This is a genomic window from Paenisporosarcina sp. P4_E4_2 (assembly GCF_056401595.1).
Genome location: NZ_JBFUJC010000014.1, coordinates 1 through 21517, shown reverse-complemented (window position 1 = coordinate 21517; position 21517 = coordinate 1). Strand labels below are relative to the sequence as shown.

At 42.0% G+C, this 21517-nt stretch carries 25 protein-coding genes, 1 pseudogene and 2 riboswitches; of the genes and pseudogenes, 10 read left to right on the top strand and 16 right to left on the bottom strand.

Features of this window, described 5'->3' with window-relative positions:
• A pseudogene (locus tag AC1DSB_RS03090) lies at nt 1–197 on the bottom strand (CBS domain-containing protein); the annotation flags it as partial.
• A 90-nt stretch (nt 198–287) separates the two neighbouring features.
• Between AC1DSB_RS03090 and AC1DSB_RS03085 the strand changes: the two are divergent.
• Complete coding sequence (locus AC1DSB_RS03085) at nt 288–692, top strand: HIT family protein (protein ID WP_477531500.1); 405 nt, start codon at nt 288–290, stop codon at nt 690–692.
• 212 nt (nt 693–904) lie between these two features.
• Nucleotides 905–1117 (top strand): hypothetical protein, encoded by a 213-nt coding sequence (locus AC1DSB_RS03080; protein ID WP_477531519.1) that lies wholly within the window; start codon nt 905–907, stop codon nt 1115–1117.
• A 47-nt stretch (nt 1118–1164) separates the two neighbouring features.
• On the opposite strand, the gene AC1DSB_RS03075 is transcribed toward AC1DSB_RS03080, so the two are convergent.
• From AC1DSB_RS03075 to AC1DSB_RS03055, 5 genes are read right to left on the bottom strand one after another with little or no spacing between them, the layout of a single operon-like run.
• On the bottom strand, nt 1165–1947 hold the full coding sequence (locus tag AC1DSB_RS03075; protein ID WP_477531501.1) for an ABC transporter permease: 783 nt from the start codon (nt 1945–1947) through the stop codon (nt 1165–1167).
• The gene (locus tag AC1DSB_RS03070; protein ID WP_477531502.1) at nt 1944–2846 is read right to left on the bottom strand and encodes an ABC transporter ATP-binding protein; all 903 of its coding nucleotides are present in this window, start codon (nt 2844–2846) and stop codon (nt 1944–1946) included. The genes AC1DSB_RS03075 and AC1DSB_RS03070 overlap by 4 nt, the downstream gene beginning before the upstream one ends.
• Entirely contained in the window at nt 2843–3043 is a 201-nt protein-coding gene (locus AC1DSB_RS03065; RefSeq protein WP_016429790.1) for a PLD nuclease N-terminal domain-containing protein, read from the bottom strand. The genes AC1DSB_RS03070 and AC1DSB_RS03065 overlap by 4 nt, the downstream gene beginning before the upstream one ends.
• A 16-nt stretch (nt 3044–3059) precedes the next feature.
• Nucleotides 3060–4166, bottom strand: a complete 1107-nt coding sequence (locus AC1DSB_RS03060; protein ID WP_477531503.1) for a DUF1648 domain-containing protein — start codon at nt 4164–4166, stop codon at nt 3060–3062.
• Complete coding sequence (locus AC1DSB_RS03055; protein ID WP_477531504.1) at nt 4166–4552, bottom strand: GntR family transcriptional regulator; 387 nt, start codon at nt 4550–4552, stop codon at nt 4166–4168. The genes AC1DSB_RS03060 and AC1DSB_RS03055 overlap by 1 nt, the downstream gene beginning before the upstream one ends.
• A 158-nt stretch (nt 4553–4710) precedes the next feature.
• A riboswitch (TPP riboswitch) is annotated at nt 4711–4817 on the top strand.
• A 103-nt stretch (nt 4818–4920) separates the two neighbouring features.
• Here AC1DSB_RS03055 and AC1DSB_RS03050 point away from each other — a divergent pair.
• The 4 genes from AC1DSB_RS03050 to AC1DSB_RS03035 are packed head-to-tail and all read left to right on the top strand — an operon-like array spanning nt 4921 to nt 8328.
• Nucleotides 4921–5526: a YkoF family thiamine/hydroxymethylpyrimidine-binding protein gene (locus tag AC1DSB_RS03050; protein WP_477531505.1), complete on the top strand. Its 606-nt coding sequence runs from the start codon at nt 4921–4923 to the stop codon at nt 5524–5526.
• 1 nt (nt 5527) lies between these two features.
• Nucleotides 5528–6127 (top strand): ECF transporter S component, encoded by a 600-nt coding sequence (locus AC1DSB_RS03045; RefSeq protein WP_016429786.1) that lies wholly within the window; start codon nt 5528–5530, stop codon nt 6125–6127.
• A complete protein-coding gene (locus AC1DSB_RS03040; RefSeq protein WP_477585733.1) occupies nt 6120–7574 on the top strand; it encodes an ABC transporter ATP-binding protein in 1455 nt (484 codons plus the stop codon). Before AC1DSB_RS03045 ends, AC1DSB_RS03040 begins: the two co-directional genes overlap by 8 nt.
• Nucleotides 7567–8328, top strand: a complete 762-nt coding sequence (locus AC1DSB_RS03035; RefSeq protein ID WP_477531507.1) for an energy-coupling factor transporter transmembrane component T family protein — start codon at nt 7567–7569, stop codon at nt 8326–8328. The genes AC1DSB_RS03040 and AC1DSB_RS03035 overlap by 8 nt, the downstream gene beginning before the upstream one ends.
• Nucleotides 8329–8374: 46 nt before the next feature.
• Here the strand turns inward: AC1DSB_RS03035 and AC1DSB_RS03030 are convergent, their stop codons facing one another.
• A complete protein-coding gene (locus AC1DSB_RS03030) occupies nt 8375–9313 on the bottom strand; it encodes a carbohydrate kinase family protein (protein WP_477531520.1) in 939 nt (312 codons plus the stop codon).
• Nucleotides 9314–9413: 100 nt separating this feature from the next.
• Here AC1DSB_RS03030 and AC1DSB_RS03025 point away from each other — a divergent pair, with 100 nt between their 5' ends.
• Both AC1DSB_RS03025 and AC1DSB_RS03020 read left to right on the top strand, forming a co-directional pair.
• Nucleotides 9414–9977, top strand: coding sequence for a GNAT family N-acetyltransferase (locus tag AC1DSB_RS03025; RefSeq protein WP_477531508.1), 564 nt, complete (start codon nt 9414–9416; stop codon nt 9975–9977).
• Between the two features lie 250 nt (nt 9978–10227).
• Nucleotides 10228–10998, top strand: a complete 771-nt coding sequence (locus AC1DSB_RS03020; protein WP_477585730.1) for a FixH family protein — start codon at nt 10228–10230, stop codon at nt 10996–10998.
• 256 nt (nt 10999–11254) lie between these two features.
• On the opposite strand, the gene AC1DSB_RS03015 is transcribed toward AC1DSB_RS03020, so the two are convergent.
• The 9 genes from AC1DSB_RS03015 to AC1DSB_RS02975 all read right to left on the bottom strand — a co-directional run bounded on the left by AC1DSB_RS03015 (nt 11255) and on the right by AC1DSB_RS02975 (nt 19542).
• Nucleotides 11255–11650 (bottom strand): hypothetical protein, encoded by a 396-nt coding sequence (locus tag AC1DSB_RS03015; RefSeq protein WP_342542638.1) that lies wholly within the window; start codon nt 11648–11650, stop codon nt 11255–11257.
• Nucleotides 11651–11723: 73 nt separating this feature from the next.
• The gene (locus AC1DSB_RS03010; RefSeq protein ID WP_477531510.1) at nt 11724–13103 is read right to left on the bottom strand and encodes a sensor histidine kinase; all 1380 of its coding nucleotides are present in this window, start codon (nt 13101–13103) and stop codon (nt 11724–11726) included.
• Entirely contained in the window at nt 13100–13774 is a 675-nt protein-coding gene (locus AC1DSB_RS03005; RefSeq protein ID WP_477585728.1) for a response regulator transcription factor, read from the bottom strand. The genes AC1DSB_RS03010 and AC1DSB_RS03005 overlap by 4 nt, the downstream gene beginning before the upstream one ends.
• Complete coding sequence (locus AC1DSB_RS03000; protein ID WP_016429777.1) at nt 13775–14602, bottom strand: YihY/virulence factor BrkB family protein; 828 nt, start codon at nt 14600–14602, stop codon at nt 13775–13777.
• 221 nt (nt 14603–14823) lie between these two features.
• Nucleotides 14824–15939 carry an iron-containing alcohol dehydrogenase family protein gene (locus AC1DSB_RS02995; protein WP_477531511.1) on the bottom strand — a complete coding sequence of 372 codons (1116 nt, stop codon included), beginning with the start codon at nt 15937–15939 and terminating at the stop codon, nt 14824–14826.
• A 15-nt stretch (nt 15940–15954) separates the two neighbouring features.
• Nucleotides 15955–16788 (bottom strand): MetQ/NlpA family ABC transporter substrate-binding protein, encoded by an 834-nt coding sequence (locus tag AC1DSB_RS02990; protein ID WP_477531512.1) that lies wholly within the window; start codon nt 16786–16788, stop codon nt 15955–15957.
• 18 nt (nt 16789–16806) lie between these two features.
• Nucleotides 16807–17478 (bottom strand): methionine ABC transporter permease, encoded by a 672-nt coding sequence (locus AC1DSB_RS02985; RefSeq protein WP_477531513.1) that lies wholly within the window; start codon nt 17476–17478, stop codon nt 16807–16809.
• Nucleotides 17468–18481, bottom strand: a complete 1014-nt coding sequence (locus AC1DSB_RS02980; RefSeq protein ID WP_477531514.1) for a methionine ABC transporter ATP-binding protein — start codon at nt 18479–18481, stop codon at nt 17468–17470. The genes AC1DSB_RS02985 and AC1DSB_RS02980 overlap by 11 nt, the downstream gene beginning before the upstream one ends.
• A gap of 69 nt (nt 18482–18550) precedes the next feature.
• Nucleotides 18551–18659, bottom strand: a riboswitch (SAM riboswitch).
• An 88-nt stretch (nt 18660–18747) separates the two neighbouring features.
• The gene (locus AC1DSB_RS02975) at nt 18748–19542 is read right to left on the bottom strand and encodes a carbon-nitrogen family hydrolase (RefSeq protein ID WP_477531515.1); all 795 of its coding nucleotides are present in this window, start codon (nt 19540–19542) and stop codon (nt 18748–18750) included.
• 85 nt (nt 19543–19627) lie between these two features.
• Here AC1DSB_RS02975 and AC1DSB_RS02970 point away from each other — a divergent pair, with 85 nt between their 5' ends.
• Together AC1DSB_RS02970 and AC1DSB_RS02965 are read left to right on the top strand one after the other, a co-directional pair.
• Nucleotides 19628–20791 carry an aminotransferase class I/II-fold pyridoxal phosphate-dependent enzyme gene (locus AC1DSB_RS02970; protein WP_477531516.1) on the top strand — a complete coding sequence of 388 codons (1164 nt, stop codon included), beginning with the start codon at nt 19628–19630 and terminating at the stop codon, nt 20789–20791.
• A gap of 17 nt (nt 20792–20808) precedes the next feature.
• On the top strand, nt 20809–21156 hold the full coding sequence (locus AC1DSB_RS02965) for a VOC family protein (protein WP_477531517.1): 348 nt from the start codon (nt 20809–20811) through the stop codon (nt 21154–21156).
• The last annotated feature ends 361 nt before the right edge of the window (nt 21157–21517 follow it).

Sequence of the window (21517 nt, the reverse complement as noted above, 5' to 3'; positions counted from 1 at the left end):
GTGGCATATTCTTTTAAATCCTCTTCAAATCTTCGGACAACGGCATTCTTCCGTTTCGAAAGCTCAACTAATTTATAAAATGACAGATGATCATTGGTGCCAATAATGTCTTTCATCGATTGTTCAATGCGATGAAAAGCCGTCAAAAAGCGATTGGAATTTCGAATTGATTGCTCAGCCTTTTGTGTTTTATCCATTTTTCATTCCTCCCGTTCGCAACTCTTTCTACATAGTTTGCTTATTTTCCTGTCGTTCTATTACAATTACTGTAAGAAGAGGTGTTGAAATTGGAAAACCTATTAAATTGTCCTTATTGCAATCCGCAAAAGGATTCTGAACAGCGTATTGTGTTTGAAAATGAATATTGCCAGTACTTACAACATCCCAAACACCAAACCATTTTAGAAGGCAGTGGACTAATCGTTCCAAAAATCCATCGACAAACGGTTTTTGATTTAACACAGGAAGAATGGAACGCTACATATGAATTGATGCAACAAGTGAAGTCCTATGCGGACGAGAACTACTCACCAGACGGATACACACTAGGCTGGAATGTTGGAGACGCTTCAAACCAATCTATTCCGCATGCGCATTTTCATATTTTGCCTCGTTTTGCAGACGAACCTTATGCTGGAAAAGGCATTCGTGCATGGTTCAAATCGGAAGAAAATCGCAGACCCGGAAAATAACATGTATATCGAAATTTTCTCGAATGGTCAGGTTGGAAATTAATAAATGGTCAAAATCCCCTTCGAGTCAGAAACCACTTCACACTCGACAAAAACCGTTACACGACTGATAAAATACAAAACCCATTTTATTAAAATACATATTTCACTCCTGTATGAGCAACCTAAGCTGAAAACAAAAATCAGGTGAAACAGGAGGTAARAGTTTGTATATGAAATCTATATTATTAGTCGTTCTGGCTATGTTTATGCTTGCTGGTTGTGGAACGGATAAAGGTACTTCCATCGGTACTCAACAGGGGCCAAGTGATCAAGATAAAGACTTCGTACCTGGAGAGAATAAAACAGATGGTGAAGAACCAACGATGGACAAATCAGATATACCAGATGCTGATGGTGCAGCTGACAATAACGACCAAAAATAAGCCTACAAAAAAATCCCTCTCCATTTTAATTTGGAGAGGGATAACTTTTACACTTTTGTTTTTGATGCGTTGCGTTTTGACATCCATACACCAAATATCATCAAAGCGATAATAGCAACAATCGTGATCACCATGCTCCACCAGAAATCGCCTGAGTCTGGTGAACCTGTCAACCACTGCGTTGCATAAATAGACAGCTTCCAAGGCGATATGGTCCAGTACGCTCCAAGTAAAGAGTCTACAATCTGAACAAGTAAGACCAGCAATAATGATACACCTGCAGCGCCACCTGTAGGTAACCACGCACTCATAGCCAAAACGATTGTCACGACAAATAAAATCCATACACTATAAGTGCCTGCAAAAGCTAAGAAATCAGCTGCTTCGATTTTGCCGAATAACAACCCTGTGTAATACCAGCTCGTCAACAATCCTAGCCATACGCTCACTAGCGCAATGAAGCCTACAACTTTCCATTTGCTCAAAAAGTAATTTATATAAGAAATCGGTCGTACGTAAATAAGCGTTCCTGTTCCATTTTTACGCTCGCGGGAAATGGTACCCATGAATGCCAATACTAATACGAGCATGCCGATGAATTGGTATTGCCCCATTGTCGCCATGATGACTTGAGCGGGCGTGAAATCCGGCATTGGGAAGACGGAGCCTTCAGGCATATTCCCTACCGCGTCAAGTATTTGCGGCAAATAGTAACTTGTCAGCGGCTCGGACAATCCGAAGAAAATAAAGACTAGAGGTACCCATAAAAATTTATAGTTGCGTGTATTTTCACGCCACTCTTTTTGAAAAAGTACGATTAATTCCCTCATGCCTGCCCCGCCACCTTCATAAAGATTTCTTCTAAGTTCGCTGTTTGTCGCTCCGCTTTCTGGACATCCAGTCCACTTTCCGCCAACGACTTCAACACTTCCGCCATTGTCGGCAAACCTTGAGTTATGTGAATGGTACCGCAAGTGCCTTCTACTTGTACTTTCCATGGAGCACTTTCTGAATAAATGAGGGCATCTTCTGCTCGGCCAAATTCCAAGCGGTATCTTGGTTGATCATATTTTGCACGCACATCGCCAATCGAACCTTGTTCGACCAATTGTCCTTTTCGTAAAAACAACAATTGATCCGTCATTTCTTCCGCATCATTTAAAATGTGTGTCGAGTACAAAATGGTCATGTCTTGTTGCAAGCTTTTCAATAGATTCATAATCTCGCGTCTTCCAACGGGATCCAGCGCAGATACGGGTTCATCCAATAATAAGAGCTTTGGTTTATGAACAATGGCCTGTGCTAATCCAAGACGTTGTTTCATTCCGCCAGAGAAAGTGCCCGTTTTTTTCCGTAGTGCGTCTCCAAGTCCTACGAACTCCAGTGTTTTTTGTGCTTCAAGCTTGGCAGACCGTGAGTCCATCCCACTTAATTTCGCCGCCATTTCAGTAAATTCCAGTGCTGTCAGCCACGAAAAGAATTGTGGATATTGAGGCAGGAAACCAATATGTTTTCTTACGTCCGCATGTTTTTCCCCATTCAGTGAAATGGTACCGGATGTTGGTTGTAATAACCCACCAAGCATGGATAAAGTCGTCGTTTTACCGGCTCCATTTGGTCCGATTAATGCCGTAGATGTGCCTTCTCCCAGCGCAAAAGTCACATCATTTACAGCTCGCTCTGAGCCGTATATTTTCATTAAATGGTTAGCTTCTAAGATTGTCGTCATGCTTGTTTTCTCCCTGCAATAAAGTATGTAATAGGTCCAAAAATACTAATGAAAATAATAACCAGTACCCAGACCCATTTAGGTCCGTTTGTTTGATGTATTTTTGCTAAATCGATGAGTGCAACTACCAGTAAAATAAATTGAATGATAAATATCGGTGTGATAATACCCCAAGGCACCCCTTGTAATTCCTCCATTTTCTCCCACTCCTCTTTATTGCAATGTTAAAACGAACACGATACTTCCTATTAGTAATAGTAAGGAAATCCAACTGGTTTTGTGACCGAAATTGATGGTCCAGCCAATCCCAAAACGTTTTTCCACCATTATGCTCGGATCGTTCTTATTCACATAAAACATTCCGAATTTCCAGTATCGATCGTCATCTTGATCGATTACCCCTTCTAGACTTTCATCCGGGTGTGATACGACTATTCTGGTGCCACTTTGCCCTACTTTAATAGCGTAAAATAGGACGGAACCTAAAATAATGACCAAGAAAGCGATGGTGGAAGCAAGTGTTACTGAAGTTGACATGGTTTCAGGAAAAATAATGGTCAGCTGTAAGTACCCCATCAACAACGTCATCGAAATGGTCACGACAAACAATAACCAACTTGTATATTTACGGAAAGCGAGTTGTTGTTCTCGGGAACGTTTTTTATTTTTTACCTGAATTTTTGCGCCTGATTGCTTCATGGCCCCATTGAAAAAAAGCAACATGCCTTGAAGCACGAGTGTCAGGAATGGCAACGAACTAACTGAAAGCCAACTTTTTTCAGTAAATGCATCCGCTTCCCCATTCGGACCCCAGTGCGTCGGAAGCTGGTCAGGTATCAAATCATATTGGGTTAATCCATAAACACTTAGACTGACGGTCAAAAGCATCGGCAAGATAAAATACATGTTGGGCAACAGTTTCAGTTGCTCACGAAACTGCAGGTCTACCACTTTCCGCTCAACTTGACCTGCTGTCCATTTTTCATCTTTCTTCCAGTTAGCTAATGCAATATGATTTTTTGCATATAACCCCATCGGCAGAACCAATGCACCTATTTGTGCAGCTAATCCCCAAAATACAATTTGTTGCTCCTGTGGACGGACGATTAACACCCCGCCAATGAATAGGACTAGAACAACCACACCACATAGCAAAACCAATTGTGTGTAGCGATTTTTCATCTTCATAAGACGCGGGTCTTTTAAGTGCGTATCCGGGATATACACGCCAAACGCTTCACTTTCCTTCAGAAACTTCGGTAAAAAGGCTTGAATGGCAATGTTGAACATTAATAGGACGATAAAAATGATTGCTGACATTACTTAACCTCCTTCAAATCCAAAATAATTTCTTTCACCAGTAACTCAATGTCCTCTTTAGACAACTGAAGACAAAGTGCTTCTGCTATGATTGGGCGTAATTCTTTACTCAGTCGTTGGCGATCGGAAGCTGATGCTTTCCGTACACCTTTTTCATGAATGAATACACCTTTCTTCGGTACAATCTGAATAAATTCCTTCTCTTCCAAGTAGTGATAAGCTTTATTTACCGTATGCATGTTCATGCCGAGATCAGCTGCAAATGAGCGTACAGATGGCAAGGAATCTCCAGGTTTCAAAGACCCCTTTGCTACCCCTTCAATAATTTGCTGAGCCAATTGCAAGTAAATCGGTACGGTCGATTCCGGTTCAATCTCAATAAACATATGCGACCTCCCTTTGTTCTATTCTTAGTAGAACAGTCTTGTTATATACAATATAGAACAGAATTTGCTGATTGGCAAGTATTGATATTCACTTTATTTACAATCCTTTTTTCATGCGTTACAATGAAGCCGTTCTTGAATATATAAAACTGCATACGAATTTGCACTAGGGGTGCTATAGTTTGGCTGAGATGAGAGCATTTGCTCCGATCCCTTAACACTCGATCCAGGTAATACTGGCGTGAGGAAGTGCGGTGACCTTTGCCCAACTTTTTTTCTTTTTGCGCAAACCAGCTGCATTCCAAGTCGAATGCAGCTTTTTTATGTTCAATAATAGGTGCCTGGCACTAAAAAAGGAGGAAAAAGAGATGTCGAATGAGTTTAGTTGTGGGATTAGTCCAATCGTTGGCTTACGGTTTTCGATTCACCCGATGGCGGACAATTTTATTGAAATTATTAAAGGGGCTTTGCGTGAAGCAGATACCTCAAATGTATGGATGCATACCGACGACGTCAGTACGGTGATGCGTGGGAAGCAAATGCATGTATTCGATACAGCGAGAGCCATCGTATTGTATGCAGCAAAAACGGGTGCCCATGTCGCCTTTAACGGAACCTTTTCGATTGGCTGCCCAGGGGATTCTGCAGGCGATGTTTATCTGGAAAAAGATGATGTTCTGTTAAACCATCCTCAAATTCGCGAAATCAAACAATATGTATCATCACAATTTGCTCTGTATCCGATGAATAACCCCGATTATATGTCGGTTATTTATCAGGAAGTGGCACGTGCAAAAGAATATGGGGTGTTCAATGATTCCATGCATTATGCAAGTGGACTTCATGGGGATATTCACGATGTATTTGCATTCCTTGAAGATTCTTTTACACACGCTCGATCGGAACAACATAAACATTTGGTCATGACTGTTAACATGAGCATCAACAGCCCTTCTCACAAAGGAGATGCGTAATATGTTGAAGTCCTGGAAACTGAAAGAAGTTGTGTTGCTATCCGTTTTTGCAGTTGTCTTTGCCGTCGTTTATTTGCTGTTTGTTCAAGTAGGAAACATTTGGGCTGGAGTGATTGGACCTATTGCATACGAGTGGATCTTTGGGATTTGGTTTATTGTGTCGATCATTTGTGCATACATCATCCGCAAACCGGGTGCCGCTCTTTTGTCTGAAACCATGGCAGCGACTATTGAAGTGATGATCGGTAATGCGGTGGGACCACGTTTGATTTTATCTGGACTAGTCCAGGGGCTTGGTGCAGAAGCTGCTTTTGCCGCGACAGGTTACAAACGCTATGACTGGTGGGTGCTTTGTTTAGCGGGGATTGGTTCTGCAGTCTTCAGTTTTGCCTATGGCTTCTTTGTATCTGGTTACGCAGCGCTTGACCCTTCACTGCTTCTCTTGATGTTCACACTTCGAGTGATGAGTGGTGCCATCATCGCTGGTTTAGGCGGAAAGTATGTATCCGATGGTTTACTGGCAACAGGGGCTCTCCGTGGATATTCGATTTCTCGCAATACATCAAAGAAACACAAGCTGAAGGGTGAGTCCATTGGGTAAAGCTTTCACGAATGAATCACCAAGTGGCATCTCACAAGTGATTGACTTCAGAGGAGTCACGTTTCAATTTCCAGAAGATGACTCGCCAGTTTTTACAAACATTTCATTTTCGATAGATGCTGGCGAACGTGTCGTCTTATATGGTCCGAGTGGCTGCGGGAAAAGTAGTTTACTGTATTTAATGAACCGTTTGTACCCTGCCAATTGTGACGGAGAGCTAAGTGGTTCGGTTGTCCTCTTTAATAAAGACACCAGTAGTTATGTCGCTGGGGAAATTAATCGGAGAATCGCTACCGTCTTCCAAGATCCGGATACACAATTTTGTATGCCTACAGTTGAACAAGAAATGGCTTTTACGTTAGAAAATCTGTACGTCAATCGGGCAGAAATGGAACAGCGAATCACATCAACACTTACCCTAACCGGTCTTTCTGAAATCCGGCATGCAATGATTCAAACGCTTTCCGGAGGAATGAAACAACGACTTGCAACCGCTTGTGCATTGTTAATAGAACCGCAAGTGCTGTTGCTCGACGAGCCGCTTGCTCATTTAGACCCTCTGACCGCACAACAATATGTGGAGTGGTTGGATGCATTGCAATTATCCAATGGATTCACGATCGTGGCGGTTGAACACCGTCTCGATTTGTGGGGTTCATTTTTCGACCGTGCCCTTCTCGTCACATCATCCGGGGATTTCCATGTCGAAAAGCATCCGACGAGATTTCCAATTCGTTTTCCTTCACGTACTTCGACTATTCAAGAAGGTATAACGTTGGAAGCGAGAAATGTCAGTGTGAACATTTATGAAAAACGTTTATTACATGACGTTTCCCTCCGTTTGCAAAAAGGTGAAATCGCCGTCCTTGCAGGTCCGAATGGCAGTGGAAAATCCACTTTCCTGAAAACCATATGTGGTATTTTGAAAAAATCGGCAGGGTACATCGAAAGTGGAAAAACGTTTCCAGGGTACGTTCCACAATCGCCAGAGCATTTATTTGTTACTCAACAAGTAGGACAGGAGATTTCCTTTTCAAATTACTCTACCAGCGATGAAATTGAGGATATTATGCAACGGTTACRACTAGCCGAAATTCACGATGCCCACCCTTTTGCAATCAGTCATGGACAAAAACGACGTGTGGCAATTGGAGCTCTGCTAGCAGATAAGCGACCGGTTCTATTATTAGATGAACCTACATCTGGACAGGATTCAGATGCTCTTATCGAATTGTTTCATTTACTCGATGCTCGTGCCAAAGAAGGGTTCAGCGTATTGATTGTGACACATGATATGGCGTTTGCTGAAGCCATCGCGGACACCGTTTTCTTATTAAATAACGGTGAATTAACGGGGCGTTATGAAATTGACCAATTGTGGCAGCAATCCGAATTATTAAAACGTCATCAATTACTTTCTCCGATAGGAGCGGGTTCATATGTCTAGTCGTACTTGGTTACATGAAATGAATCCTGCTTTGAAGTTTATGTTAGTCATTGTCTCTATGTTGACTTTGGCGTGGTTTTTCAATCCATGGACGCCTTTTCTATTATTTATCGGTGTTATTTTTGTTCAAATATCGTTCAGTCGAGTAAATTGGAAAGTTTGGATTTTATTCATGATTCCAATAGGCTTTACTGCTCTCGGATATTTATGGACGACAGTGCTCTTTGCGGCTGATACAAGTGGTGACGTCATTTGGGCATGGCATGGATTTGAAGTGACGGATAAACAGTGGCATACAGCGTTATCATTGGCGTTTCGTGTTTTCGCTTTATCCTCACTGTCTTTGTTGTTTGCATTAACAACAGATCCAGTTAAATTTGTGATGAGTTTAATGCAACAATTAAGACTGTCACCAAAACTTGCATACGGTGTGATGGTTGGATATCAGTTTTTGCCTGTCGTGAAGGATGAGTTCATTCAGATTCGACATGCACATCGATTGCGAGGAATTGGTCAGGAAAAACATGCTTGGCAACGCCTCTTAAGCATGAAAAGGCTATTGATTCCACTGCTTGCGAGCGCTGTTCGTCGAGCGGAACGGACGGCATTCGCCATGGAAGCAAGAGGCTTTACAGGTGAGCAGCGTTCCGTTTATTACGAACCAATCACCATCGCTGGCCGTGATTGGTTACTGGCTATCATTATGATTGGTATATTAATAGGCAGTAGTGTCACTGGCTTCCTTTTGAGCTGAACCAAAAAATCTCCCTTTGACAAACGTTGTCATGGGCGATTTTTTATTATATTTGCAATTCACTGAGTCGTGGCATTGCAGTCAATGCACCAGCTTTTGTAGCAGCTAGGGCTCCAAGATGATTGGCAAAAGCCGTACATTCAATAAGGGATTCCATCGTTGTCGGCAAACCATTGAGATGGACATAGCGCAATACGCCTGCCATAAAGGCATCTCCAGCTCCGGTCGTATCGACAGGTACCACTGGTTCTACCGGAACATGCTGGAGTTCTCCATCCAAAACGGCATAAGTCCCTTCCGCACCGGCTGTTATTAAAATGATGGGGATATTCAGCTTGGCGATTGCTGCAAGTCCTTCTTCCATGGTAGTCGTTTCAGTTAAGAACGTTAACTCTTCTTCCGTGAACTTCAACAAATCTGCGTCTTTGAAAAATGAAGAGATTGTTTCGCGGCATTCGGTTTCACTATTCCAGCGTAGCGGGCGGATATTGGCATCAAAAGACAATAAAGCTCCGTGCTTTTTCGCGTATTCTACTGCTTTGCGGGATGTCTCCAATGCCTTCGGTTGAAACAATGTACCAGAACATAAATTTAAAACAGATGCTTTTTCAAATGCCTCTTCTTTCAAATCCTCATCGCCGACTTGAATATGTGGTGCATCGTCAATATATTGATGAAAAATTCGATCATGGTCTTCCGTTAAATGCACATACACTCCACTCACCCGTTTTTCAGGTTCTACTTTGGCAAAGTCCATGATGACTTCTTCAACTTCAAGTTCACCTCGTACAAACTCAGACGTTGCATCATCACCTGTAATGGTAATAAATGCTGAAGGTACGCCAAGCCTAGCAACACCTACTGCTACATTAACGGTAGCCCCTCCCAAAAACATTGAAAATGATGTGTTCGTTGAATCGGTTGCAATATAGTCTACAAAAGCATCCCCGTAAGTGAGGACGTGCGATTTATGTGATTGAGTCATCATCCATCCTCCTTCTATTTAGTAGTATTAGATTACCATGAACGGCGTTGTAGAGGGAACATGTACATTTTGGTATAGTTGAAGGAAGGAGTTGAGTTTCATGACCATACATATTCGAAAAGCAAGACCTGAAGATGCTGAAAAAGCCGTTCCACTCATCATCGATGCGATTGGCGACATTGCCGAGCAAATGACTGGCGAAAAGGATGCCGAAGCAGTGACAGAACAGTTAATCCACTTATTTCAGCAAGAAGACAATCGACATTCCTATTTAAATACGGTAATTGCCGAACAACAAGATGGGATTACTGGAGTGATGGTTCTATATTCAGGAACCGACGCCATTGAAATGGATGCGAATTTAGTAACATGGTTACGCACGAAAACAGGAGAACCAATCGTTATTCCACCAGAGGCACGTAAAGACGAATTTTATATTGATACCGTTTGTGTAAACCCCGATTTCCGTGGGCAGGGCATCGGCAGTATCTTATTGAAGCACGCAGAAGAAGTCGCACGAAAAGAAGGTTTCTCTAAAGCCGCACTTAATGTGGAGTTGGAAAAGGAAGCAGCCATTCGGCTATATGAAAGAATCGGTTATCATATTGCTGAACCGTGGGAAATCTATGGCGGTGCCTTTCATCACATGGTGAAACCTCTTTAGGACAAACCATTCTCTAAAAAAACGCCCGGCCTTTTGTAGGCTGGGCGTGATTTTGTTACTGGGCTTTTGAATGAGTGCAATGATTTCATAATAATAAGAAGAAACTCTATTTTTATAGAATATTTTCTTTCCACTTTATCCGATACTTAAACAAAAGCAGTGTAACATATAAATTCCCAGTTCTGTCACAGCTGTATAAGCTTTTTTTTGCTACAATGACATCAACGAAACGAAATGAGGCGTATGACAAATGAAACGATTTTTAGCAATTGGATCAATGCTCGCTGTTCTTACTCTTAGTGCTTGTGGAACAAATGACGAACATGAAGGACATAACGCAGCAAAGACAGATGAAGTTCCAGAAATAGTTGAAGTCGATTTAATCGTACCTGAAACAGTTACTGCCGGTGAAAAGGTAGTAATCGCTGCTGCAGTCACACAAGACGGAGAAATTGTGGAAGATGCGAATGAAGTAAAGATTGAGGTCTTGAATTTAACTTCTGGCGAAAAAGAAATGATTGTTGCAACATTAAATGAAGACAAACAGTATGCAATTGACTATACATTTAAGACAAATGGGACGTATGATATTACATCGCATGTAACAGCTCGTGATATGCACATTATGCCTACAAAACAAACAACGGTGACCGGTGGCGAAGAAACGTCAAGCAAAGCGACCGACACTTCGACTGAAGGAAAAGCTCATGGCGGCGATAGCCATCATAGTCACGGTGCAACGATTGATTTCGCAGACGGTTCTGCGACTGTTGGTGAAGCGGTAATGTTAATTGCCAATGTTTCTCTATCGGATGCGCCTCTTGAAGGARCACGCGTACGATATGAARTTTCACGTAGTGATGACGACCACCACACTTGGCTCGAAGCCCCTGAAAAAGGCGCAGGCGTGTACCAGACAGAATTCACCTTTACAGAGTCTGGAACTTACGAAATTCAAGTTCATGTAACTAAAGGCGACGATGTGCACGACCATGTGGTAAAAACGTATACAGTGAAATAAGATAGACGCAATCCTGTAAATGGATTGCGTTTTTTTTTACAATGAGGCTATCTTAAAGAAATTTATCTCGCTTTATTCAACTAAAGAAAGCTTTTCTTGAATATCAGCGAGACACTATCATGGCTCTATTTTCTTTTTGAACAATAACTGAGCCAACAAAAAAGAGGAGCGCCAATCTGGCCTCCTCTTTCCTTCTTTCTCTAAGGACTGCATGGAACGCCCTTTTGTGATAGAAGAGCTTGATGTTTTCGGTCTACTATTTCTTAGCTGGTTTAATGGCGAATGTAACCGCTACAAACAACGCAAAGCTTAAGAGTAATGTACTTCCACCCACAATGTAGAAAATCAATGAGAATGTTTCAGGTATTCCAAGAGGTTGCATAAATTGAAGCCACATTCCTACTGTTAATCCGATAGCTCCTAAAATGGCTGACCATGCATGAACGACGACCAATTTCGGATATTTCACTTCAAACAACTTGTAGAATACACCCCAACTAAATACGGATAACCAACCCACCAGCAAAATATGTGCATGAATCGGCTTGAATGCGTACGACCCCGCTCCCGCCATATGCGAGCCGATATAGGCGCCAATAATCCCAAAAATTGCGGCAATCCGGATTAAACGAATACTCCATTTTTCTTGCATATTATTTCTACCTTTCTTCTTTTAAGATGAGTTCATCTTACCACACGAAGATGAACATAACGTGAACTTGGTATTACAGTTTTGGAAGAATGATTTGAATGGTGGTTCCTTTATCAATCTCACTATTGATTGACACTGCTCCTTTGTGACGTTTCACGACCTCACTGACAATTGCCAGTCCAAGCCCTGTACCTTCCTTAGCTCGAGTCCGGGAGAGATCGGCTCGGTAAAACCGGTCAAAAGCTTTTTCTGCTTGTTCATCGGTCAATCCAATCCCTGAATCTTCTATTGTAATAGCAACTTCCTTCTCCAACTCAAATCCTTTAATGTGAATGAATCCATTTAAACGGTTGTATTTTACTGCATTGGTGATGATGTTTTCCCATACTTGCATCAATAATTCCGGATTTCCGTGTGTAAGCAGGGGTGGCATATCTATCCGAACATCCAGCTCCAACTCTTCAAAACGCCATTCATTTTGACGAATGGACCTTTCAATTTGCTCTTTAATAGAAACCCTCTTATAAGTGGGTTGATACGATTGATGATCTAGTGAAGTTAAATACAACAGCTGCTTTGTTAATGCTGACAATCTCCTACTCTCTAACTCCACGATTTCAGCATATTGAAGTCGTTCATCTTTCGGACAAGATGGATTTGCAAGTAACTGCGCATATCCTTGGATGTTCTGTAAGGGTGACTGGAAATCATGTGAGACATGACTTATAAAATCTTTTCGTACTTGATCATTCTCTTTCAAACGAGTGGCCATGATTTGAAAACTTGCAGCCAGCTGTCCGATTTCATCCCTACTTGAAACAGCAATGGGCTCATCAAAGCGTTCATTCGCTATTTTATTCGTTGCTTCTGTTAACAAGGTGATGGGTTGAATCATCTTTCTCGCGACAATTATCATCGCAAGTAAACTAAACACGGTCATGGATGTAGCCAGCCCACCCAGCAGAAGGTGTACTTCCGTAAATAACATTTTGATATTTGGGCGAATAAACAGTGCATGATTCTCCCCTTCATAAACAAATGGAACGCCGACTGTATTGGTCAATTGATTTGAAAAGAAGCCGGTAACAAATGTTTCTTTCGGAAAATCTCTCATGCCGTGATAAATTTCGCCTTCAAGTACCCCTTCTTTTACTTTTGCAGGCAAAGTTGATTCACGAAATGGACCACCATGAAAATCAGCTTCACCCGCTTCATTTACAACGTACAATTGGTATCCGACATCACCAAATACCTCGATTGATTCAGTTAAAGGGACGCTTGGATTGCGTTCAATGAAAGCTGCCATGTCTTGTGCAATCCCAACATTTTTGGCGTCATTTTGTTCTTTTAATTGTTGATGGTAATACGTATTGACCAATAAAAACCCAAGGGTGGCACTTCCAACCATGATGGCGACTGTCACAAGGAGAAACTTGCTATACAAAGATCTCATGTTTGAGCCTCCAACTTATAGCCAACCCCACGTACTGTGCCAATCTTCACATCTGAGACAAATCCCTCCAAGCGTTGCCGTAATCGTTTTATATGTACACTCAATGTCTGTTCATCACCTTCATAATCGTATCCCCAAACTTGCTCCATCAGTACACTTCGTGTAAATACAGTGCCTGGATTGGATGCGAGCAAAGCAAGCAATTCAAATTCTTTTAAGGGCAGCCACTTTGTTTCAACTCCATTTGAAATATCGAGTCGCTTTCGATTAATCACAAGTGACCCAACCTGCATGCGTATTTCATTTGGCTTGGCGCTCCTTCTTAACACAGCCCCTATGCGGAAAAGGAGTTCCTGCGGTTCAAACGGTTTAACGACGTAGTCATCAGAACCTGCAAGAAATCCTTTTTCTTTATCTTCAAGCAAATTTTTGGCTGTTACCAATATAACGGGAATATCAAATTCATCCCGAATCTTTTTTGTTAACGCGAAACCATCCATGCCGGGCATCATCACGTCAACGACAACCACATGTGGCCACACTCGTGGAATTAACGTAAGTGCACTCTCTGCATCCAGTGCTTTTTCTACTTTATATCTCGCTTWGCTTAAATGGATACTCATAAGCGCTAAAATATTTGGATCATCATCTACCAATAATATGGTTCGCATTTACTCAACCCCTTCATCGCTTCCCAATCGAAGCTTTCGTACTTCTGCAATCAGCAGCCCTGACAATAAAATCACGACGGTGGTCAAGTAGAACCAAAGCACCAGCACGATAATCCCTGACAGTTGACCATACAGTCGCTTGTAATTGACATTCGCCACGTAGTCGGCAAAAAGAATCGAAACGACTTGCCAACCAACTGCCGACAATAAAGCACCAGGCCATACATCACGGAAAGTGAGTCTTTTGTTTGGTACGATTTTATAGAAAAGCAGGAAAAACAGGAACAAAAATACAGACCCAAGCCCCCACTTAACTGCTGGCCAAATATAAATCCACCCTTGCCAGTGATCGATTGTACCCGCTTTTGATACCACCCAGTGCAATCCACTTTCGATGAATGGTAAAAACAATGATAACGGTATAAGTGTCATAAACAAAAGGGTTATGCCAAGATCTCGAAGCAGTCCTTTCCAATAAGGAAGTGTACTTTTAATTCCATTCGCTTCATTCAATGCACGGGCAAGCGCCTGCACAGCCATAGATGAAACCCAGAACGCAGCCAGCAAACTGAGGGACAGTACGCGTCCTTTGTCTGCAGCCAGGATATTTGTCACATTGTCTTCTATTAAATTGAACGATTCACCAGGAGCAAACGGTCTCAAGAAATTTAAAATCTGTTGCTCATCTACCGGAAAGAAGCTAATTAATGACAGGATAAATAGTAAGAAAGGAAATACCGATAAAAGCAGATAATAAGCGGTTTGCGCAGCTTCATCGAAAAATCGCTCCGAAAAAAACCGCATAAATATACGTGTAACGAGCTTCATCTATGGTTCCTCCAAGCTTGTTCTACTGTCATTGTGACCGAAACATATGGATTTAAGCAAGAAAAAACCCCATACAAAGTGTAAGGGGATAAAATGTACGTTTTGACGGACCATTTTATATAAATGACCATGACCCTTTAAGTATAATCTTCTACACAACAAAAAAGACCGACAGCTTAATGTCGGTCTTTCAAATTGATAATCATCGATGATCGCAAAATTCACGGGTTCGTCTTTACTTCAATCATAATCGGACTTTTCACGAGTTGGAATGACTCTAAGTCACGCATGACTTGTGACACTTCAGTAACTGTAATCTTTTCACTCCGCATGTTATGTATCGACTCTTCTTCACGTGTGGAGTGCACAGCAATTTCGTCAATCCATGTATCAGAAATATTTAATTCTCGAAGTGAAGTAGGCAAGCCCAGTTTATGATAAAACGGCAGTAATCGCTCCACTTCGCTTTCTTTTTGTTCAAGAAGCAGTTGAACCAAAATGCCGTATGCTACTTTATTTCCATGAAGCGCCTCGTGTGACTCCGGTGCAATGGTCATTCCGTTATGAATGGAGTGGGCACCCGCAATACGACCAAATTTGTCACCAAATCCACCAACCATGCCGCCTAACATAATAATGGATTCAACTACTTTTTTAAATGACTCTGACACTTGGGCTTCTTTCGCGTCAGCAATGGCTTCTTCTGCATGAGCAAACATTTCTTCAGCACACAGCCGAGCTGTATGATGAGCGACTTTCAGCGCAACCGGGGGATGGGTTAATCGCCGAATTTGTACGTCTGCCTCATACCACTTGGCTAGCGTGTCGCCGATACCTGCAATCAAAAGTGGAGCTGGGGCTTTCACTAAAATTCGCGGCTCGACGAGAAGAATGTCAACACTCATGGGGTACACATCGTAATGTGTCATAACCCCTTCATCCGAATAAATAACGCTTAGTGGTGTCCACGGTGCGCAGTTTGAAGCAAGCGTTGGAATTAACACTGACTTCGTTCTACTAGCGCTAGCAGCCGCTTTCACCACGTCCAATACTTTTCCGCCGCCTACTCCAATAATGGCATCCACACCATCAGTTTGTGCCAACGTAGACACTCTATTAATTTCAGTGAGTGAACACTCGCCTTTATAGAAGGTATGTGATACCTGAATGCTTTTTAGATTTGGAAAGTAATAGCGCGCTGCATTCCATGATTTCACACCTGAAACAATAAGTACTCGCTGAATGCTTCTTAGCTGTAACTTCTCTTCTAATTCATTCAGTACACCACTTTTACAAACATATTCAGCTGGTGCACCCCGCACTATGATGTCTTCCACAAAAACCCTTCTCTCTTAACGGTTTTTCATCCACTCTGGCTTGCCGAAACCTACGAATTCCGCATCGATGATTTCCTCGAATTCTGGTGCTTCCACGACTTCAATTAAATCTTTCGCTAATTGTGAGTCTTTGTTTGCTGTCGTTACAGTAACTAAGTTGCGGTATCGGTCCGGCATGTTCTCAAGCAAAATCGCATCCAGCAGGTTCATTTCCGCTGCCAAAGCAAAGTTACCAGGTACAGCTGCTAAGTCCGCACTGTCCACTGCACGTGGAAGTTGGCCAGCTTCAATTGGTTGGAACACCAAGTTCTTCGAATTTGATTTAATGTCCTTTTCAGACGCCTTCAATGGTTCTGCATTAGGGTCTAATTCAATTAATCCATGGTCTTGCAAGATTAATAATGTACGAGCTGCATTCACCGGGTCATTCGGAATGGCAATGGTTGCTCCATCCTTGATCTCTTCAACAGATTTGAACTTGTTGGAGTAAATACCCATTGGTGCTGTCGGCACTGCAATTAAGCCTGTCAATTCCATATCATTTTCTTTTGAGAAGTTTTCCAAGTAAATCGAGTGTTGGAAAAGATTTGCGTCAATATCTCCATTGTCCAACGCAATATTCGGTTGAATATAGTCACTGAATTCAACGATTTTCACTTTGTATCCTTTCTCTTCAAGAGCGGGTTTGATTGCCTTATTGAGCATGTCGCTATATGGACCTGCTGATCCGCCTAATGTCACTGATTTGTCATTGTCCGCATTACCTTTTGACTCTTTGTCGCTTCCTCCACATGCAGCAAGTGCTGCTGTCATTAAGACTAGAATGAACATAAATAAAACTTTTTTCATCTCTATTTCTCTCCCTTTTTATCGTTTATCTATTGCTTTTGACGTCCAGTCACCCAGCTGCTGAATGACTTGAACGAGAACAATTAAAATGACAACTGTCACCATCATGATTGTTTCATCGTAACGGTAATATCCGAAGCGAATGGCTAAGTCTCCAATACCGCCGCCTCCAACCACACCCGCCATGGCGGAGTATGCTACTAAACTAATGATGGTCATCGTAATGCCTTGCACGATGCTGGTTTTTGCTTCAGGCAATAATACATCCTTGATGATCATCCAAGGTGTCGCGCCAACTGCAATGGCTGCTTCAATCACCCCTTTATCAATTTCACGAAGAGACGTTTCCACAATTCTGGCGAAGAAAGGAATTGCGGCAACTGACAATGATACACTTGCAGCTGCTGGACCAATCGTTGAGTCTACCAGTAATTTGGTTAAAGGAATAAGAGCTACCAACAAAATGATAAATGGAATGGAACGCACCATATTGACAATAAAACCGAGTGTTCCTTTAACAAATCGATTTTCTAAAAATAAACCTCGGTCTGTAACAAAAAGCACAATCCCCAATGGTAAGCCAATAATGATTGCGACTGTTAATGAAACCCCAATCATATACATCGATTGCCCGAATGCATTCAGGATGTCTGGCCACATTTCAATTACATGCGGTATATCAATTCCCATTACGTACCACCTCCACTTGCGCCCCACGTCCTTCCATATACGTGATGGCTCTTGTTATATTTTCTGGTTGTCCCTGAATTTCCATCAAAAACAAACCGAGTGGTATTTCCTGAATGTATTCAATCGCGCCATGCAAGAAATTTCCTCGTACATCAAAATTCTGAATCATATCCGAGATGACACCTTCTCCCGCCACATTGCCTTTAAATAGCACTTTCACAATACGCCCAGTGACTTGATCCAAAATGGATTGGGGTACTTCGAATGAGACGACGCTACTGATGAACTCTTTCGTCAATTCTGCTTTTGGATTGGAGAAAATATCGTAGACCGTTCCCTCTTCAACCACCCGTCCATCTTGCATGATGGCCATGCGATCACATATTTCTTTTACCACATTCATTTCGTGTGTGATCAACACAATGGTGATGTTCAATTCGCGATTGATTTTTTTGAGCAAGCGCAGAATAGATAAGGTCGTATTCGGGTCAAGCGCTGAAGTTGCTTCGTCACACAGCAGGACGGAAGGATTGTTTGCCAGTGCACGAGCAATTCCGACACGCTGCTTCTGTCCACCGCTTAATTGGGCCGGATAAACATCTTTCTTATCTGTCAAACCAACCATTTCTAGTAACTCCAAAACGCGGGTCTCCATTTTTTCACTTGGTGTATTAGCTGCCTTTAATGCGAAGGCAATATTCTGAGCAACTGTTTTTTGACTGATTAAGTAAAAGTGTTGAAAGATCATGCCGATTTTCAAGCGGGCTTTACGTAATTTTTCTCCTTTTAATTTTGTGAGGTCCAGTCCATTCACTTCAATTTGTCCGCTTGTTGGCCGTTCAAGTAGATTGATGCACCGCAATAATGAGCTTTTGCCTGCACCTGAGTATCCGACAATACCGAACACTTCCCCTTCATTGATGGTGAGATTTACGCGATCAACACCTATAACCGTTCCTTTTTTCGTTATGTACTCTTTAGATAAATCATTAATTTTTATCATCACAAGCTCCTTTTTGCCAAATAAAAAATGCCCCTTTCATCATGAAAGAGGCACCGAAAAATGGATTTTTGGTTATCTTTCAGAATGAAATCATTCTGTAGGAATTGGCACCTTCCCAGCTCGTGCTGGGGRTTGCCGGACGTCATAGGGCCTATCCCTCGGTCTCTCTTGATAAATTTCCATATGTAGTTGTTTGGTTGTTTTGTTGCTGAAGTAAATCTTACGATGTTTTTATACACGTGTCAAACACTTTTTGAAAATTATTTTCATTTTTCAAACAAAGGTTCATATAGCGAAGGTCTGCGATCCTCGTATACCGGTATGCGAGTACGTACCTCTTCAACTTCTGAAAAATCAACATCAATGATTGCGTACTCTTCATCATCAGCTCCAGTCCATAACACTTTCCCCCAAGGTGCAATGATCATGGATTGGCCATTGAACTGATTGTTCGGATCGTTCCCAGTTCGATTGACGGCGATGACAAAACATTGATTTTCGATTGCACGGGCTTGAAGCAAGATTCTCCAATGATCAATACGAGTTTCAGGCCATTGTGCTGGTAAGAAGAGCACTTTCGCTCCGGCTAATGCATGTGACCTTAACCATTCAGGAAACCTTAGGTCATAACATATGACCCCTCCTGCTTGAATAGAACCTAATGAAAATACATTTGATTGATTTCCTGCTTTTAAGTATAGATGTTCATCCATGAGACGGAACAAATGCGCTTTATCATATTCGGACACTAGGTTACCCTCATTCGAATAGATGTACATTGTGTTGTAGAAGCTGTCTCCTTTTTTCGTAGAAACCGACCCTCCTACGATATGGACATGATATGTACGGGCCAGCTCGGAAAGAAATTCTTTTGTTCGTTGCCCTTCGACGTCTGCAAGATGTTCTAACTCCGTTAATGCATAAGCAGTATTCCACATTTCAGGTAATACAACGAGCTCTGCACCCTCACTTGCGACCTTTTTTATGTACTTTTGAACGTTGTAAAAATTTTTTTCAGGCTCGGCAAACGCTACGTCGAGCTGAATGCATGCGATTTTCATGGGTACACCCCCTGTAGACAAGATACACAAAAGATTATAAGATTTGGCTGATGATTGCAACTATTTCAGAAAATGAGGAAAAACCATGGAACTTTCTAAGAAGCTTCAACAATTACCACCACAATTCTTTGCTTCACTTGTTCAAAAAGTAGGAGCTGCAGTAGCACAGGGTCGCGATGTGATCAATTTAGGTCAAGGAAATCCTGACCAACCAACACCTCCACACATCGTAAAAGCCTTACAAGAAGCTGCAGAAAATCCCCTTACACATAAATATTCGCCATTTCGTGGAATTGGCGAATTGAAGGAAGCTGCAGCAGACTTTTATAAAAGAGAATACAATGTTGAGATTGACCCAACTACAGAAGTTGCGGTTTTATTCGGAACGAAGATTGGACTTGTGGAGTTGCCGATTGCTGTACTGAATCCTGGAGATTTGATGTTACTGCCTGACCCAGGTTATCCGGATTATTTATCTGGAGTCGTCATGGCTGACGTTCAATATGAAACATTGCCACTAGTCGCCGAAAACAACTTTTTACCTGATTACAATATGCTTTCTCAAGACACGAAAGAACGCGCAAAACTCATGTATCTTAACTATCCAAATAATCCAACTGGAGCAACGGCAGACCTTGAATTCTTCAACCAAACCGTCGAGTTCGCAAAAGAAAATGGAATTGCTGTATCACACGATTTCGCCTATGGAGCCATTGGATTTGACGGTGTTAAACCGGTAAGTTTCCTACAAGCTGAAGGAGCTAAGGAAATAGGAATTGAGATGTATACGTTATCTAAAACCTACAACATGGCAGGATGGCGTGTCGGTTTTGCAGTTGGTAACAAAGAGATGATTGAAGCCCTGAACCTGATTCAAGACCATTTATTCGTCAGCCTTTTCCCTGCAATACAGCATGCTGCAGTCGCTGCTTTGAATGAAAATCAATTATGCGTTTCCTCATTGGTCGAGCGCTACGAAAACCGTCGCAATACCTTTATCAACGCATGTAAACGGATTGGTTGGGAAGTAGAAGCCCCTACAGGCTCATTCTTTGCTTGGTTACCCGTTCCAAAAGGATATACCAGCCAAGAATTTACAGACAAACTTTTAAATGAAGCAGACGTAGCCGTAGCCCCAGGAAATGGCTTCGGTGAATTTGGAGAAGGCTATATTCGGGTTGGGTTATTAGTTGATGAGCCACGATTGGAAGAAGCGGTAGATCGGATCGGTAAGCTGGCTATCTTTTGAGAAAGTGGTGACAATGAATGAGTGAATCTATTAATTTCAAGAGCTTGACCCCTTTAAGCCCAGCGAAAGATATCGAAACCGCCATAACTTTCTATGAACAAAAGCTGGGTTTCACTCCAAACGGCTATGGCGGTGTCTACCGTGGAAATATTGAAATTCTTTTTTACCAAACGGATGATACTCATTTAGGCGAATGGACAAGCTTCCGCATCCAAGTCGATGCAATTGAATCTCAGTATCGTGAATATGAAAAACAACAGGTAATTCATCAAAATGGATCTTTAGAAGTCAAGCCTTGGGGGACTAAGGAGTTCTCCATTATTGATCCAGATGGTGTGTGCATTACTTTTTTTGAACGCTTTTAAAACATTTGGAAAGAACAGACGAATTAAATTACTATCGTGAACACCTTTCATTTGATGATGGGTGTTTTCGTTGTTCTTTTGCAAAGTGTTTAATTTAAGCATTTGGAAATTCTTCGCTCCTCGTACACCTTCGTACTAAGCTTAAAAAACAACACAAAAAAACCGATACCTCGGAAGGTATCGGTTTCTTATTTTGCCTAGYGACGTCCTACTCTCACAGGGGGCGCCCCCAACTACCATCGGCGCTAGGCTGCGAAAGACGATGAACGGCAGATTTCTTCGTCAACCGCAGGTCTTCGAGTCTCGCGTATATTATACGCTCCGAGTCTCATCCCTTTGTTTCCTCGAACTCTTTGTTCCT

Coding starts and splice junctions, on each gene's coding strand:
- AC1DSB_RS02990 (WP_477531512.1), bottom strand. CDS start 16,788: ATGAAAAAAGTTTTATTTATGTTCATTCTAGTCTTAATGACAGCAGCA.
- AC1DSB_RS02975 (WP_477531515.1), bottom strand. CDS start 19,542: ATGAAAATCGCATGCATTCAGCTCGACGTAGCGTTTGCCGAGCCTGAA.
- AC1DSB_RS02970 (WP_477531516.1), top strand. CDS start 19,628: ATGGAACTTTCTAAGAAGCTTCAACAATTACCACCACAATTCTTTGCT.
- AC1DSB_RS03050 (WP_477531505.1), top strand. CDS start 4,921: ATGTCGAATGAGTTTAGTTGTGGGATTAGTCCAATCGTTGGCTTACGG.
- AC1DSB_RS03030 (WP_477531520.1), bottom strand. CDS start 9,313: ATGACTCAATCACATAAATCGCACGTCCTCACTTACGGGGATGCTTTT.
- AC1DSB_RS03080 (WP_477531519.1), top strand. CDS start 905: ATGAAATCTATATTATTAGTCGTTCTGGCTATGTTTATGCTTGCTGGT.
- AC1DSB_RS03070 (WP_477531502.1), bottom strand. CDS start 2,846: ATGACGACAATCTTAGAAGCTAACCATTTAATGAAAATATACGGCTCA.
- AC1DSB_RS03075 (WP_477531501.1), bottom strand. CDS start 1,947: ATGAGGGAATTAATCGTACTTTTTCAAAAAGAGTGGCGTGAAAATACA.
- AC1DSB_RS02965 (WP_477531517.1), top strand. CDS start 20,809: ATGAGTGAATCTATTAATTTCAAGAGCTTGACCCCTTTAAGCCCAGCG.
- AC1DSB_RS02985 (WP_477531513.1), bottom strand. CDS start 17,478: ATGGGAATTGATATACCGCATGTAATTGAAATGTGGCCAGACATCCTG.
- AC1DSB_RS03010 (WP_477531510.1), bottom strand. CDS start 13,103: ATGAGATCTTTGTATAGCAAGTTTCTCCTTGTGACAGTCGCCATCATG.
- AC1DSB_RS03025 (WP_477531508.1), top strand. CDS start 9,414: ATGACCATACATATTCGAAAAGCAAGACCTGAAGATGCTGAAAAAGCC.
- AC1DSB_RS03060 (WP_477531503.1), bottom strand. CDS start 4,166: ATGTCAGCAATCATTTTTATCGTCCTATTAATGTTCAACATTGCCATT.
- AC1DSB_RS03000 (WP_016429777.1), bottom strand. CDS start 14,602: ATGAAGCTCGTTACACGTATATTTATGCGGTTTTTTTCGGAGCGATTT.
- AC1DSB_RS03065 (WP_016429790.1), bottom strand. CDS start 3,043: ATGGAGGAATTACAAGGGGTGCCTTGGGGTATTATCACACCGATATTT.
- AC1DSB_RS03055 (WP_477531504.1), bottom strand. CDS start 4,552: ATGTTTATTGAGATTGAACCGGAATCGACCGTACCGATTTACTTGCAA.
- AC1DSB_RS03035 (WP_477531507.1), top strand. CDS start 7,567: ATGTCTAGTCGTACTTGGTTACATGAAATGAATCCTGCTTTGAAGTTT.
- AC1DSB_RS03045 (WP_016429786.1), top strand. CDS start 5,528: ATGTTGAAGTCCTGGAAACTGAAAGAAGTTGTGTTGCTATCCGTTTTT.
- AC1DSB_RS02980 (WP_477531514.1), bottom strand. CDS start 18,481: ATGATAAAAATTAATGATTTATCTAAAGAGTACATAACGAAAAAAGGA.
- AC1DSB_RS03015 (WP_342542638.1), bottom strand. CDS start 11,650: ATGCAAGAAAAATGGAGTATTCGTTTAATCCGGATTGCCGCAATTTTT.